Source organism: Mobilicoccus caccae (genome assembly GCF_030161635.1).
GTDB lineage: Bacteria > Actinomycetota > Actinomycetes > Actinomycetales > Dermatophilaceae > Mobilicoccus > Mobilicoccus caccae.
Map to the genome: position 1 here is coordinate 1,631,242 of NZ_BSUO01000001.1, position 13,443 is coordinate 1,644,684.

The 13,443-nt window shown below is 70.9% G+C and carries 10 protein-coding genes and 3 pseudogenes; 8 read left to right on the forward strand and 5 right to left on the reverse strand.

Going from position 1 to position 13,443, the window contains the following annotated elements:
• The first annotated feature begins 8 nt into the window (after positions 1–8).
• Positions 9–3,661 (forward strand): annotated as a pseudogene (metH, locus tag QQK49_RS07805) (methionine synthase).
• Positions 3,662–3,770: 109 nt separating this feature from the next.
• Here the strand turns inward: metH and QQK49_RS07810 are convergent.
• Entirely contained in the window at positions 3,771–3,911 is a 141-nt protein-coding gene (locus QQK49_RS07810; RefSeq protein ID WP_284303446.1) for a hypothetical protein, read from the reverse strand.
• Positions 3,912–3,935: 24 nt separating this feature from the next.
• On the opposite strand from QQK49_RS07810, the gene QQK49_RS07815 reads away from it, so the two are divergent.
• The 7 genes and pseudogenes from QQK49_RS07815 (at position 3,936) to QQK49_RS07845 (ending at position 10,424) form a co-directional block, all read left to right on the forward strand.
• Positions 3,936–4,328, forward strand: coding sequence for an HAD family hydrolase (locus QQK49_RS07815; RefSeq protein WP_284303447.1), 393 nt, complete (start codon positions 3,936–3,938; stop codon positions 4,326–4,328).
• A gap of 206 nt (positions 4,329–4,534) precedes the next feature.
• Positions 4,535–4,894 (forward strand): annotated as a pseudogene (locus tag QQK49_RS23190) (GNAT family N-acetyltransferase, cg3035/Rv0428c family); the annotation flags it as partial.
• A 71-nt stretch (positions 4,895–4,965) separates the two neighbouring features.
• Positions 4,966–5,289, forward strand: coding sequence for a GNAT family N-acetyltransferase (locus QQK49_RS23195; protein ID WP_431310577.1), 324 nt, complete (start codon positions 4,966–4,968; stop codon positions 5,287–5,289).
• 14 nt (positions 5,290–5,303) lie between these two features.
• Positions 5,304–6,434 (forward strand): site-2 protease family protein, encoded by a 1,131-nt coding sequence (locus tag QQK49_RS07830; RefSeq protein WP_284303450.1) that lies wholly within the window; start codon positions 5,304–5,306, stop codon positions 6,432–6,434.
• Positions 6,435–6,480: 46 nt separating this feature from the next.
• Positions 6,481–7,512 (forward strand): tRNA (adenine-N1)-methyltransferase, encoded by a 1,032-nt coding sequence (locus QQK49_RS07835; protein ID WP_284303451.1) that lies wholly within the window; start codon positions 6,481–6,483, stop codon positions 7,510–7,512.
• Positions 7,505–9,171, forward strand: a pseudogene (gene arc / locus QQK49_RS07840) (proteasome ATPase). Before QQK49_RS07835 ends, arc begins: the two are co-directional and overlap by 8 nt.
• Before the next feature lie 71 nt (positions 9,172–9,242).
• Positions 9,243–10,424, forward strand: a complete 1,182-nt coding sequence (locus tag QQK49_RS07845; protein WP_284303452.1) for a thiolase family protein — start codon at positions 9,243–9,245, stop codon at positions 10,422–10,424.
• Positions 10,425–10,488: 64 nt separating this feature from the next.
• On the opposite strand, the gene QQK49_RS07850 is transcribed toward QQK49_RS07845, so the two are convergent.
• The 4 genes from QQK49_RS07850 to QQK49_RS07870 form a co-directional block, all read right to left on the reverse strand.
• The gene (locus QQK49_RS07850; RefSeq protein WP_348536130.1) at positions 10,489–10,767 is read right to left on the reverse strand and encodes a DUF3054 family protein; all 279 of its coding nucleotides are present in this window, start codon (positions 10,765–10,767) and stop codon (positions 10,489–10,491) included.
• A 142-nt stretch (positions 10,768–10,909) separates the two neighbouring features.
• A complete protein-coding gene (locus QQK49_RS07860; RefSeq protein WP_284303455.1) occupies positions 10,910–11,893 on the reverse strand; it encodes a ribose-phosphate diphosphokinase in 984 nt (327 codons plus the stop codon).
• Positions 11,894–11,952: 59 nt separating this feature from the next.
• Positions 11,953–13,107 carry a sensor histidine kinase gene (locus QQK49_RS07865; RefSeq protein ID WP_284303456.1) on the reverse strand — a complete coding sequence of 385 codons (1,155 nt, stop codon included), beginning with the start codon at positions 13,105–13,107 and terminating at the stop codon, positions 11,953–11,955.
• A gap of 60 nt (positions 13,108–13,167) precedes the next feature.
• Entirely contained in the window at positions 13,168–13,338 is a 171-nt protein-coding gene (locus QQK49_RS07870; protein ID WP_284303457.1) for a hypothetical protein, read from the reverse strand.
• Between the last annotated feature and the right edge of the window lie 105 nt (positions 13,339–13,443).

Here is a 13,443-nt window from a genome sequence, read left to right on the forward strand (position 1 = left end):
GAACTAGCATGGGGTCGATTCGCAACCCGGCCGTGCTTCGGCCGCAACACCGACGTGAGGTCCCACCTGTGAGCAGCCGCTCCGATCAGTTCCGTGCACTCCTGTCCCAACGCGTGATCGTCGCCGACGGCGCGATGGGCACCATGCTCCAGGCGGCAGACCCGTCGATGGAGGACTTCCAACAGCTCGAGGGCTGCAACGAGATCCTCAACGTCACCCGCCCCGACATCGTGCGAGCCGTGCACGAGGAGTACCTCGCGGTGGGTGTCGACGCGATCGAGACCAACACCTTCGGCGCCAATCTGCCCAACCTGGCCGAGTACGACATCCCCGAGCGCATCGAGGAGTTGGCCGAGGCCGGTGCCCGGATCGCGCGGGAGGCCGCCGACGGCTACTCCACGGAGGACAAGCCGCGGTTCGTCCTGGGGTCGATGGGTCCCGGCACCAAGCTGCCCTCGCTGCTCCACGCCCCCTACGCCGATCTGCGCGACGCCTACGAGAAGTGCGCCCGCGGCCTGGTCAACGGCGGCGCGGACGCGCTGCTCATCGAGACGTGTCAGGACGTGCTGCAGGCCAAGGCCGCGGTCGTCGGGTCCAAGCGGGCCCTCACCGAGCTGGGCGAGGACGTGCCGATCATCGTGTCGGTCACCGTGGAGACCACGGGCACGATGCTCATGGGCACCGAGATCGCCGCCGCGCTCACGGCCCTCGAGCCGCTCGGCATCGACATGATCTCGCTCAACTGTGCCACCGGCCCGGCCGAGATGAGCGAGCACCTGCGGCACCTCTCCCAGAACGCGACGATCGCGGTGGGCTGCCTTCCCAACGCGGGTCTGCCGCAGCTGGGCAAGGACGGCGCGGTCTACCCGCTCTCCCCGGCCGAGTTGGCCGAGGCGCACACGACGTTCGTCAAGGACTACGGGCTCTCGCTCGTCGGCGGCTGCTGCGGCACCACCCCCGAGCACCTGGCCGCGGTCGTCGAGGCGGTCGGCGGCATGCCCGTCACGCCGCGCCGGCCCACGCCCGAGGCCGGCGTGGCCTCCTCTACACGGCGGTGCCGTTCCGGCAGGACGCGAGCTTCCTCGCCATCGGCGAGCGCACCAACGCCAACGGCTCCAAGGCGTTCCGCGAGGCGATGCTCGCGCAGGACTGGGACCAGTGCGTCGAGATCGCCAAGATCCAGACGCGCGAGGGTTCTCACCTGCTCGACGTGTGCGTCGACTACGTGGGTCGCGACGGCGCGGGCGACATGAGCGAACTCGTCAGCCGCCTGGCCACCAACAGCACGCTGCCCCTCGTGCTCGACTCCACCGAGCCCGCAGTGGTCGAGGCCGGCCTGGAGCGCATGGGCGGACGCGCGGTCATCAACTCGGTCAACTACGAGGACGGCGACGGCCCCGAGTCGCGCTTCGCGCGCATGATGGCGCTGGTCAAGGAGCACGGCTCGGCCGTGGTGGCCCTGACCATCGACGAGAACGGGCAGGCGCGCAGCCGCGAGCACAAGGTCGAGGTCGCCTCCCGACTCATCGAGGCCCTCACCGGTGAGTGGGGGATGCGGGTGGAGGACATCATCGTCGACGCCCTCACCTTCCCCATCGCCACCGGTCAGGAGGAGACGCGGCGCGACGGCATCGAGACCATCGAGGCCATCCGCGAGATCACGACGCGTTACCCCGGGGTGCAGACCACGCTCGGCGTCTCCAACGTCAGCTTCGGTCTCAAACCGGCCGCCCGCGTCGTGCTCAACTCGGTGTTCCTCGACGAGTGCGTCAAGGCGGGGCTGAGCAGCGCCATCGTCAACGCGGCCAAGATCCTGCCGATCGCGCGCATCGGGGAGGACCAGTACAAGGTCGCCCTCGACCTCGTGCACGACCGGCGTGAGTGGGCCGGCGAGCCCGGCGAGAGCGAGTGCACCTACGACCCGCTGCAGCGCATGCTCGAGCTGTTCGAGGGCGTCGACTCCGCCTCGCTCAAGGCCTCCAAGGCCGAGGAGCTCAAGGCCCTCCCGCTGGAGGAGCGGCTCTCCCAGCGCATCATCGACGGTGAGCGTCAGGGCCTGGACGTCGACCTCGACGAGGCGGTCGCGGCCGGCACCCCCGCCCTGCAGATCATCAACGACCACCTGCTCGCGGGCATGAAGGTCGTCGGCGACCGCTTCGGTGCGGGCACCATGCAGCTGCCGTTCGTGCTGCAGAGCGCCGAGACGATGAAGGCCGCCGTCGCCCACCTCGAACCGGTCATCGAGGAGCAGGTCAACGCCGAGGGCGGGGGTGCCCGCCAGGCCAAGGCCAAGGTGCTGCTCGCCACGGTCAAGGGCGATGTGCACGACATCGGCAAGAACCTCGTCGACATCATCCTGTCCAACAACGGCTACGACGTCGTCAACATCGGCATCAAGAAGACGGTCAACGAGATCATCGACGCCGCGCAGGATCACGGTGTCGACGCGGTCGGCATGAGTGGTCTCCTGGTCAAGTCCACCGTCGTCATGAAGGACAACCTCGAGGAGTTCAACAAGCGGGGTCTGGCCGAGAAGTGGCCGGTGCTGCTCGGCGGTGCGGCCCTGACGCGCGCCTACGTCGAGCAGGACCTCGCCGAGATCTACGACGGCCACGTGCGTTACGCCCGTGACGCCTTCGAGGGCCTGCGTCTCATGGATGCCATCGCGGCGGCCAAGAACGACCCCTCGCTCGACCTGGCCGAGGCCCTGCCCGAGCTGCGCAAGCGGCGGGTGCGGGCTCGTCCGAGCGACTCGGGCGACGGTCCTGACACCACCGACACCACCCGCTCGGAGGTGGCGCGTCTGGAGACGGTGCCGACGCCGCCGTTCTGGGGGACCCGCATCGTCAAGGGCATCGCCCTGTCCGACTACGCGGCCTACCTCGACGAGCGCGCGACGTTCCTCGGCCAGTGGGGCCTCAAGCCCACGCGTGGCGCCGAGGGGCCCGGGTACGACGAGCTCGTCGAGACCGAGGGACGCCCGCGGTTGCGGATGTGGCTGGACCGCATCAAGACCGAGGAGATCATGCAGCCGGCCGTCGTCTACGGCTACTTCCCGTGCTACAGCACCGGCAACGACCTCGTCGTCCTCTGGCACGAGGACGGGACGCACACGGTCGACGGCGCCGAGGTCAGCCACACCAAGGGTGAGGAACGCGCGCGGTTCACGTTCCCGCGGCAGACGCGCGACCGCCGGCTCGACCTGGCGGACTTCTTCAAGGACCAGGAGGCGTACGAGGCCGACGGGGTTCCCGACGTCATCGCCTTCCAGCTCGTGACGATGGGCGCGCACGTCAGCGAGGTGACGGCCGGTCTCTACGCCGAGAACGCCTACCGCGACTACCTCGAACTGCACGGGCTGTCGGTGCAGCTCACCGAGGCGCTGGCCGAGATGTGGCACGCCCGGGTGCGCGACGAGCTGGGGATCGGCGATCCGGACTCGCTCGGCCTCGACGAGATCCTCGACGTCAAGTTCCGCGGTTGCCGGTACTCCTTCGGCTACCCGGCCTGCCCGGAGCTGGAGGACCGCGCGACGCTCGTGCGTCTGCTCGAGCCCGAACGCATCGGCGTGGAGCTGTCCGAGGAGTTGCAGCTTCACCCGGAGCAGTCGACCGACGCCCTGGTGGTGCACCACCCCGCGGCCTCCTACTTCAAGGTGTGAGTATGACCGACGGAACGCGACTGCCCGCCGCGGTCCTGTGGGACATGGACGGCACCCTCATCGACACCGAGCCGTACTGGGAGCGCAACGAGCGCGCCCTGGTCGAGTCCTACGGCGGGGTGTGGACCAAGGAGAACGCGCTGGCGTTGGTCGGCAACCCCCTGGAGGTGTCGGCGCAGTACATCCGCGCCCACAGCCCGGTCACGCTGCCCGAACGCGAGATCACGCTGCGGATGCAGAGCGGCGTCATCGACCTCATGCGGGAGCGGTTGCCGTGGCGTCCGGGGGCCTACCCCTGCTCACCGCCCTGCGTGCGGCCGGTGTGCCGTGTGCCCTGGTCACGATGTCGTGGCGGCCGATGGTCGACGTGCTGCTGGAGGCGTTGCCGGAGGACACCTTCGGCTCCGTGGTCACCGGCGACACCGTCACCGAGGGCAAGCCCCACCCGGAGTCCTACCTGCGGGCCATCGACGAACTCGGCGTCCCCGCGGGCGAGTGCGTGGCCATCGAGGACAGCCGTTCCGGGGTGGGGGCCGCCCTGGCCTCGGGGGCCCGCACGATCGCGGTGCCGCATCTGGTCGAGATCCCCGCCGCCCCCGGCCTGGCCACGGTGCGCACCCTGGAGGGCGTGACCCCGGAGGATCTGTGGACGCTGTCCGCGGCGTGAGTCCCGCCCTCCGGCGGGTCTCGGTGCGGCGCAGGCTCCCCGGCGGTGAGGTCGGCGACGTCGTCGGCCACCTGCTCGAGGAGACGAAGGACTCCTGGAGCATCCTGCCCGAGGATCGCCCGGCGATCGTCGTCCCCCGGGCCGACGTCGTCGCGTGGCGTGAGGTGCCGCCCCGCGCCGTGCGGCCCTCGAGCAGCGCGGGGGACGTGTCGCGTCTGCTCGCCACGCACTGGCCCGGCACCGAGACGGCACGGTTGGGCGGCTGGCTGCTGCGCGCCGGTGGGGGATTCACCAAGCGCGCCAACTCGGCCCTGACCGACGGCGACCCGGGCTGCGCACGCGGCGAGGCCCTCGAGCTCGTCCGCGCGTGGTACGCCGAGCGGGGGATGCTGCCCCACCTGTCCGTCCTGGGCGGGCCGACCGAGCGCGCCGAGGACCCTGGGTGGGTGGCCTTCGACGAGACGCTCGTCCTCGCCTGCGACCTGCGCCGTCTCTCTTCGGGCCCCGGTCTGCCGGAGCACGTGCGCCTGGAGGTGGACGCGGCGCCGCAGGAGGACTGGCTCGACGTCTGGCGCTCAGGGATCGGGCGGGGGAGGTCGAGTACGCCGTCCTCACCGCCGCGCCCGCCCGCTACCTCCTGCTCCGTGCGGGCACACAGGGTGTCGCGTGCGCGCGGCTCGGGACCGGTCGGCGATGGGCCCACGTCTCCTGCGTCGAGGTCCGGCCGGAGGCGCGGGGCGCCGGACTCGCCCGCGGGCTGATGTCGGCCGCGATCTCCGAGGCGACCGCGAACTCGACCTCCACCTCGATGTCCACCACGACGACCGGTCCGAGGGTCGAACCGGCGTCGTTCGCCGCGGTCGAGGTCGAGGCCGACAACGCGCCCGCGCGCCGGCTCTACGAGACCATGGGGTTCGCACTGCACCACCGCTACCACTACCGGCGCCCCGTCGGCCCGTAGAAGGAGTCCGACCGATGACGACGATCGACGCTCCTCGCGGGTGGCGCCTGGGCGCACCCGGCGGCGTGCCGATCCACCTGTCCGCCACCTGGCCGATCCTCGTCATCGTCATCGTCGTGTCGTTCGGGCCGCAGGTCGCGCGGGCGGTGCCGGGCCTGGGCGCGCTCGGTGCGTACGTCGTCGCGGCGGTGTACGCCGGGCTCCTCATGGTCTCGGTCCTCGCGCACGAGGGCGCCCACGCCGCGGGCGCGCGTGCCATGGGGGCCCGGGTCGGGTACATCGTCATCGACGGGTTCGGTGGGCACACCACGTATGAGGCCTCGCGGCTCACGCCGGCGCGGTCGGCGTTGATCGCGGTCGTGGGTCCGCTGGCCAACGGCGCGCTGGCCGCCGCCGGGTGGTTCCTGCTCCCTCTGCTGCCCGAGGGGGTTCCGCGGCTGCTGGGGATCGCCTTCGTGCTCACCAACGGCATCGTGGGGGCGTTCAACCTGGTCCCGGGGCACCCGCTCGACGGCGGCCACCTCCTCGACGCCCTCGTGTGGCAGGTGACCGGTCGTCGCGACCTGGGGATGCTCGTGTCCGGGTGGGCCGGGCGTCTGGTCGTCGTCGCGCTCGTCGGGTGGCTCGTCGTCGCGCCGCTCCTGGCGGGTGACCGCCCCTCCTTCCTCATCTTGGCCTGGACCGGACTCATCGGGGCGATGCTCTGGTCGGGCGCGTCGCAGGCGGTCCGCACGGGCCGCGACATGGGGGCCTATCACCGGATCGATCTGCCGAGCGTGATGTCGCCGGTCCTGGTGGTGCACGAGCAGGACTCCCTGGACGTGGTGGCCCGCCGGGTGGAGGAGACGCGGTCGCGCACGGGCCTGACCCCGGTCGTGCTGGTGGAGTCCGACGAGGGCGTGGGTCTGCTGGCGGGGGTGGACGAGGGCACGCCTGCTGGGACTCCGGCGGGGCGGTTCACCGACCCGCTGCCCCCGGGTTGGTCGGTCGACGTCGACACGATGCCCTCGGTGGCGGCGATCGTCGACCACATGCACGCACGGTCGGTGTCGATGGTCGTGCTCCGCCGGGGTGAGGAACCGGTCGGTGCCGTGACGGCCTCGGCGGTCCGCGCCGCCCTGACCCGCGCGGGCGCGGCGAGCTGACGAGCCGCCGATGGGCTGTCGGTGGCAGGACCTAGACTCGGGGACCATGACCGACGCATCCGCCCAGCCCACCGGTGCGACGCTGCGCCGTGGCCCCTTCGCGGCCGGTGACCGCGTGCAGTTGACCGACCCCAAGGGGCGCCTGCACACCATCACCCTCGTGGCCGGCGGTCAGTTCTTCACCCACCGCGGCAGCCTGCAGCACGACGACATCATCGGCTCCCCGGACGGGTCGACGGTCACCAACACCGCCGGGGTCGAGTACCTCCTGCTGCGGCCCCTGTTGGCCGACTACGTCATGTCGATGCCGCGCGGCGCGGCGGTGGTCTACCCCAAGGACTCCGGGCAGATCGTGCAGATGGCCGACATCTTCCCCGGTGCCTGCGTGGTCGAGGCCGGAGTCGGGTCGGGGGCCCTGTCGATGTCGCTGCTGCGTGCGGTGGGCGACGGCGGGCGCCTGTACTCCTTCGAGCGTCGTGAGGACTTCGCCGACATCGCCCGCGCCAACGTGCGGGACTTCTTCGGCGCCGAGCACCCGGCCTGGCGGGTCGAGGTCGGAGATCTCGTCGAGGCGTTGCCCCGGACCGTCGAACGGGGCACGGTCGACCGGGTCGTCCTCGACATGCTCGCGCCGTGGGAGTGTCTCGACGTCGTGGCCGACGCGCTCATCCCCGGTGGGGTGCTCATCTGCTACGTCGCCACGGCCACGCAGCTCTCGCGGGTGGCCGAGGACATGCGTGACCACGGCGGGTTCACCGAGCCGTCGGCCTGGGAGTCCCTCGTGCGGGGCTGGCACCTCGAGGGGCTCGCGGTGCGTCCCGAGCACCGCATGCACGGGCACACGGGCTTTCTCGTCACGGCGCGTCGCCTGGCGCCGGGGGTCACCCCGCCGCTGCGCAAGCGTCGCCCGGCCAAGGGCGCCTACGGCGAGGCCGGCGACGGGGCCGAGAGCCCCGCGCTGTCCACGCAGGAGTGGAACCCCGAGGACGTGGGGGAGCGGCCGGTCAGCGAGAAGAAGATCCGCAAGATGCGTCGCGCCGCGACGGTGGCGCAGCAGGAGGACGAGCGCGATGAGTGAGGGCCTGACCCAGCCGCCCACCGACCCGACCGCCCGCGCAGCCCGGTTGCAGGCCACCGTCACCACCCTGACCAGGCGCAACGACGAACTCACCCGCACCCTGGCCTACGCGCGTGAGCAGCTCACCGGTCTCAAGGCGCAGGTGGAGTCGCTGGCGACGCCGCCCTCGACCTACGGCGTCGTGCTGCGCCCGGCCGGTGAGGGGACCGTCCGCATCCTCACCGGCGGACGCGCGATGCTCGTCACCGTGTCGCCGGAGGTGAAGGCCGAGGCGTTGACCCCCGGACGCGAGGTGCGCCTCAACGAGTCGCTGTGCGTCGTCGGGGTGGGGGAGTACGAGGACCTCGGCCAGGTGGTGTCCGTGCACGAGGTGCTCGGCGATCACCGCGTCGTGGTCGTGGTGCAGGGCGAGGACCACCGCGTCGCCCGCCTGGCCGAGCCGCTGCACGGTCAGGTCCTGCGGGGCGGCGACAGCGTGCTCTTCGACTCCCGCTCCGGATTCGTGCACGAGATCATCCCCAAGGCCGAGGTCGAGGACCTCGTGCTGGAAGAGGTCCCCGACATCACGTACGAGGACATCGGTGGCCTCTCGGGGCAGATCGAGGCGATCCGCGACTCCGTCGAGCTGCCGTACCTGCATCCCGAGCTGTTCCGCGAGCACCACCTGCGTCCGCCCAAGGGGGTCCTGCTCTACGGACCACCCGGATGCGGAAAGACCCTCATCGCCAAGGCCGTCGCCGCCTCGCTCGCGCGCCAGAGCGCCGCCGAGACCGGGCGGGAGGAGCCGACGAGCTACTTCCTCAACGTCAAGGGCCCCGAGCTGCTCAACAAGTACGTCGGGGAGACCGAGCGTCAGATCCGGTTGATCTTCCAGCGGGCGCGCGAGCACGCCACCGGCGGCGCACCGGTGGTCGTGTTCTTCGACGAGATGGACTCGCTGTTCCGCACCCGCGGCTCCGGCCTGTCCAGCGATGTCGAGACGACGATCGTGCCGCAGCTGCTCGCCGAGATCGACGGTGTCGAGCGGCTCGACAACGTGATCATCATCGGCGCCAGCAACCGGGAGGACATGATCGACCCGGCCATCCTGCGGCCGGGCCGGCTGGACGCCAAGATCCGCATCGACCGCCCCGACGAGACCGGGGCCCGCGACATCTTCGCCAAGTACCTCACCCCCGACCTGCCGTTGGCGCAGGAGGCGCTGGCCGCGCACGGCGGGTCACCGGAGGCCACCGTCGAGGCGTTGATCGGCGACGTCGTGCACCGCATGTTCGCGCGCACGCCCCAGAACCGCTACCTCGAACTCGTCCGCACCGACGGCAGCAGCGAGATCCTCTACTTCGCCGACCTCGCCTCCGGCGCGATGATCCAGAACATCGTCGATCGCGCCAAGCGGGCGGCGATCAAGGAGCTGCTGGCCGGGGGCGAGCGGGGATCTCACAGCGGCACCTGGCCGATGCGCTGCTGGCCGAGTTCGCCGAGAACGAGGACCTGCCCAACACCGCCAGCCCCGACGAGTGGGCGCGGGTGTCCGGACACAAGGGCGGGCAGGTCGCCCACATCAGACGTTTGACGCCCAACCGTGAGGAAGGGCAGGTCGCGGCGCGGTCCGAGCCCCGGGCGGTCGAAGACGTCATCGCGAGCGGGGACTACCTGTAGTCGTCGGCCCCTACCGCCTTCCTCACGCGCCTAGTGTGGGCCTCGGATACCCCTCGAGAGGAAGGTCACTCATGAACAAGCCCGAGAGGATCGTCGTCGTCGACGGAGCTCGTACCCCGGTGGGGAGCTTCGGCGGCGCGTTCAAGGATGTACCCGCGCACGTACTCGGCGCGAAGGCCGTGACCGAGGCGCTCTCCCGCGCAGGCGTCGCACCCGACGACATCGAAGAAGTCGTCATGGGCTGCATCGGACAGGTCGGCCCGGACGCCTACAACGGACGTCGTGTCGCGGTCGAGGCCGGATTGCCGCTGTCGACGCCGGGATACACGGTCAACCGGCTGTGCGGCAGTGGCCTGCAGGCCATCTGGTCGGCGGCCCAGGAGATGCTGTGGAACGATCTGTCCTTCACCGTCGCCGGTGGTGACGAGAACATGACGCGGATGCCGTACTACGACTTCGGTGCCCGCAACGGCTACAAGCTGGGCAACCGCAGCCTGGTGGACGGCACGATGGCCATGCTCACCGATCCCTTCCACGAGATCGGGATGGGCGTCACGGCCGAGAACGTCGCGAAGAAGTACGGCATCTCGCGCGAGGAGCAGGACGAGTTCGCGCTCCGCTCGCAGCAACGGGCCGGCAGCGAGGAGGCTCAGGCGGCGTTCGCCGAGGAGATCGTCCCGGTCGAGACGGGTGGCCGTAAGTCGGTCACCGTCGAGAAGGACGAGCACCCCAAGCCGCAGACGACGGCGGAGATCCTCGCGGGTCTGCGTCCGGCGTTCGCCAAGGACGGCAGTGTCACGGCGGGCAACTCCTCGGGCATCAACGACGGCGCGGCCGCCGTGGTGCTCGCCACCGAGTCGACGGCCAAGGAGCGAGGACTGAAGCCGCTCGTGGCCCTCGAAGCGGTCACCGTGGCGGCGATGGAGCCCGAGGTCATGGGCTACGCCCCGACGCCGGCGCTCAAGATGCTGTTCGAGAAGACGGGCCTCAGCCCGTCGACCGTGGACGTCGTCGAGCTCAACGAGGCGTTCGCCGCGCAGGCGGTCGCCGTGGTCCGCGACGCCGGTCTGGACCTCGAGAAGACGAACCCCTACGGCGGTGCCATCGCGCTGGGTCACCCCGTGGGCGCCACCGGGGCGATCCTCACGGTCCGCATGGCCAAGCACCTGGCCAGGCACGACCTGGAGACCGGGATCGTCACGATGTGCATCGGCGGTGGCCAGGCCCTGGCCGCGCTGTTCCGTCGCGTCTGAGATCAGGGTTGCCGACTCCGCGCCGGGTCGGTGGGCATCTGCTCACCGACCCGGCGTCGGTGTGTCAGGAGCGGGTGCGGGAACGGCGGGCCAGGAGCAGGGCGAGGGCGCGCCAGCCGAGCAGCAGGACCCCGGTGACGACGAGGCTGACGATGACGAACGCCGTCGCCGTGCCCTGATCGGTGAGCTGACGCACGATCATGCCCACGACGACCGTGGACAGCCAGACGACCACGCCTCCGACCAGACCCGTCGGTGCGCTGCGGCGCACGGCCCACCAGATGAGCCACCCCACGACACCGCCGAGGAGGAAGGGGTGGCCGTCTCCATGGCCCCCGTCCACTCCTGGCCGTGGGACTCCCGTCCGATCGCCGCGAACACGACGATGAGGATCGCGTCCAGCGCCACCGCGAGCGGTGTTGAGGGGGAGGCGGACGGGTGGCGGGACATGGATCGAGCTCCTTCGGGGTGTGCGGGCGGGTGGATCAGAAGGGAAGTCTGAGCTGCGGGGGAGCGTGGCGGGGGTCGACGCCGTCGAAGAGGCTGCTCACGGACTCGCCGACGTGGATGCGGGCGATGGCCTCGGCGAACAGCTCGGCCACCGACACGACGACGTGCTTGTGCAGACCGACGGGTGCCGGCACGGTGTCGGTGCTGACGACCTCGGTGATGAGCGAGTGGGCGTTGAGGCGTTCGACCGCGGGCCCGGCGAACAGGCCGTGCGTGCACGCCACGTCGGCACCGGGGCAGCCGGCCTCGCCCAGCTTGTCGAGCAGTTCGATCATCGAGCCGCCCGTGGCGATCTCGTCGTCGAGCACGATCGCCCGCTTGTTCTCGACATCACCGACGATCGAGTCGATGACGACGCGGTCGTCGGCCATGCGCTGCTTGTTGCCGGCGGCCACGGGCAGGCCGAGGAGCCGCGCGAACAGGGTGGCGGTCTTGGCGTTGCCCAGGTCGGGGGAGACGACGACGTGGTCGGTGAGGTCGCGGCCGTGGTCGCGGAAGTGCGAGGCCAGGGCGCCGATGGCCGTGAGGTGGTCGACCGGGACCGAGAAGAACCCGTGGACCTGCGGCGCGTGCAGCGCCATGGTGATGACGCGGTCGGCGCCGGCGGTGACGAGCATGTCGGCGACGAGCCGGCCGCCGAGGGAGATGCGGGAGGCGTCCTTCTTGTCCGAGCGCGCGTAGGAGTAGTGCGGGATGACCGCGGTGACGTGCGCGGCCGAGGCCCCGCGCGCGGCGTCGATCATCATGAGGAGCTCCATGAGGTGCTCCTGGGTGGGCGGCACGAGCGGCTGGACGATGAACACGTCGCGCTGGCGGCAGTTGACGAGCAACTGGGCCTGGAGGCAGTCGTTGCTGAAGCGTGCGATGTCGACACCCGAGAGCGGAACCCCCAGGTGCTCACAGATCTGACGGGCCAGCGAGCGGTGGGCCGAACCGGAGAAGACGATCACGTCGCGCACGTTGCGATTCCTCGAAGCCGTGGGGCTGGGGCGACGCCCATCCTAGGACCTCGGCTCGCTCAGGCGGGTACCGAGTCCGCCAGCGGCGCGGTGAGCGGGATGTGCGCCTCCAACACCCAGGTGCCGTCGACGCGCTCGCCGGTGATCGACCCGCCGAGCAGGCGCAGACGCTCGGCGAGGGATTCGATCCCGAGTCCGGTGGAGGGGACCTGCGGGGCGGTGCCGCGGGCGCTCTGGTTGTCGATGCGGACGACGAGCTGGTCGCCCTCGGTGCGACACTCCAACCGGCACAGGACTCCGGGGGTGGCGTGCTTGGTGATGTTGGTCGTGCCTTCGCGGACGACGCGCACCGCCGTCGTCTCGGCGGTGCGGGAGAGCCCGGTCGGCGCGGTGCCGACCGTGACCTGGTAGCCGAGCATCGCCAGGTGACGAGCGGAGTCGGCGAGGGCGTTCTCGAGTGATTCCGCCTCGAGATCCCGCACCAGGGAGGGGGCCTCGACCGCGTCTTCGGCGCGCAGCACGACCAGCAGTCGCTTGAGGGCGTCGAGGCCCGACCGGGCGGTGTCCTCGATGGCGGCGCGGGCGAACTCCTGCTCGGCGGGGCGATCTGTCGTGCGGAGCACGGCCGACTGCATCGCGATGATCGTCAGGTCGCGGGCGACGCTGTCGTGGAGCTCACGGGCCAGGGCGATGCGTTCGCGGCGGCGGCGGTCGGAGAGCCGGGCCAGTTCGGCCTCGGCGGCGCGCCGGCTGCGCGTGACGTACCCGGCGGCCCAGCCGACCGCGCTCATGACGATCAGCGTCGGGAGGACCAGCTCGAGGGTGGAGCCCCGGAACGAGGGGGCGATGTGGAACTCGACGACGATCCCGCACCCGATGCCGATGGCGGCCCAGAGCGCGAGGAGGAGACGGCGGTTGACGTAGGCGAGGAAGACCGCCACGAGCGCGAGGGCCACGACGGCGGGGAGTCTGCTGCCGGCGCCGTCCTGCGGATTGACGATGTCGAGCAGTTGCAACGTCGTCCCGGCCCCGAAGACCACGGGCGTCCGGGCCGGTTCGGGCGCGAGCAGCGCGAGGAGCAGCACGATGGTGACGGCTGCGGAGATCCATCGGTCGGGACCGTCGCCGAGGGAGATGCCCCGGACGATCGCGAGGAAGGAGGACAGGGCGCCGTAGCCCACGCCGAGCCAGACCGCGAGCCGTACTGGGCTCATGCGTCCCAGCGACTCCCGGCCCAGCGTGGTCAGCAGACGGAGCGAGGGGGCTCACGACCCTCAGGCACAGAGGCGCGGAATGATCAGGCAGACCCAGTCGGGGTAACGGCTCGGGGTGATCTCGCCCGTGGTCTTCCCGGGGAGCACCGGCTCGGTGGCGAGGGCGGGGGCGGGAAAGCCCATGAGGACGACGAAGGTCAACGCGGCCAGTGCAGAGGCTCGACGACGCACAGCGGTCTCCTGAGTGCGAGATGATGAAATTGACACGGCGATGTATCGGATTCTAGCCACGAACGGTGGCTGTGACGACGAAAATGTCCGGGCTACCGTGGTACT

Excerpts from the sequence above, each read along its gene's own strand:
- QQK49_RS07810 (WP_284303446.1), bottom strand. The coding sequence starts at position 3,911 with ATGACGCCGCTCTGCATCCGCAGCGTGATCTCGCGTTCGGGCAGCGTG.
- QQK49_RS07830 (WP_284303450.1), top strand. The coding sequence starts at position 5,304 with ATGACGACGATCGACGCTCCTCGCGGGTGGCGCCTGGGCGCACCCGGC.
- QQK49_RS07835 (WP_284303451.1), top strand. The coding sequence starts at position 6,481 with ATGACCGACGCATCCGCCCAGCCCACCGGTGCGACGCTGCGCCGTGGC.
- QQK49_RS07845 (WP_284303452.1), top strand. The coding sequence starts at position 9,243 with ATGAACAAGCCCGAGAGGATCGTCGTCGTCGACGGAGCTCGTACCCCG.
- QQK49_RS07865 (WP_284303456.1), bottom strand. The coding sequence starts at position 13,107 with ATGAGCCCAGTACGGCTCGCGGTCTGGCTCGGCGTGGGCTACGGCGCC.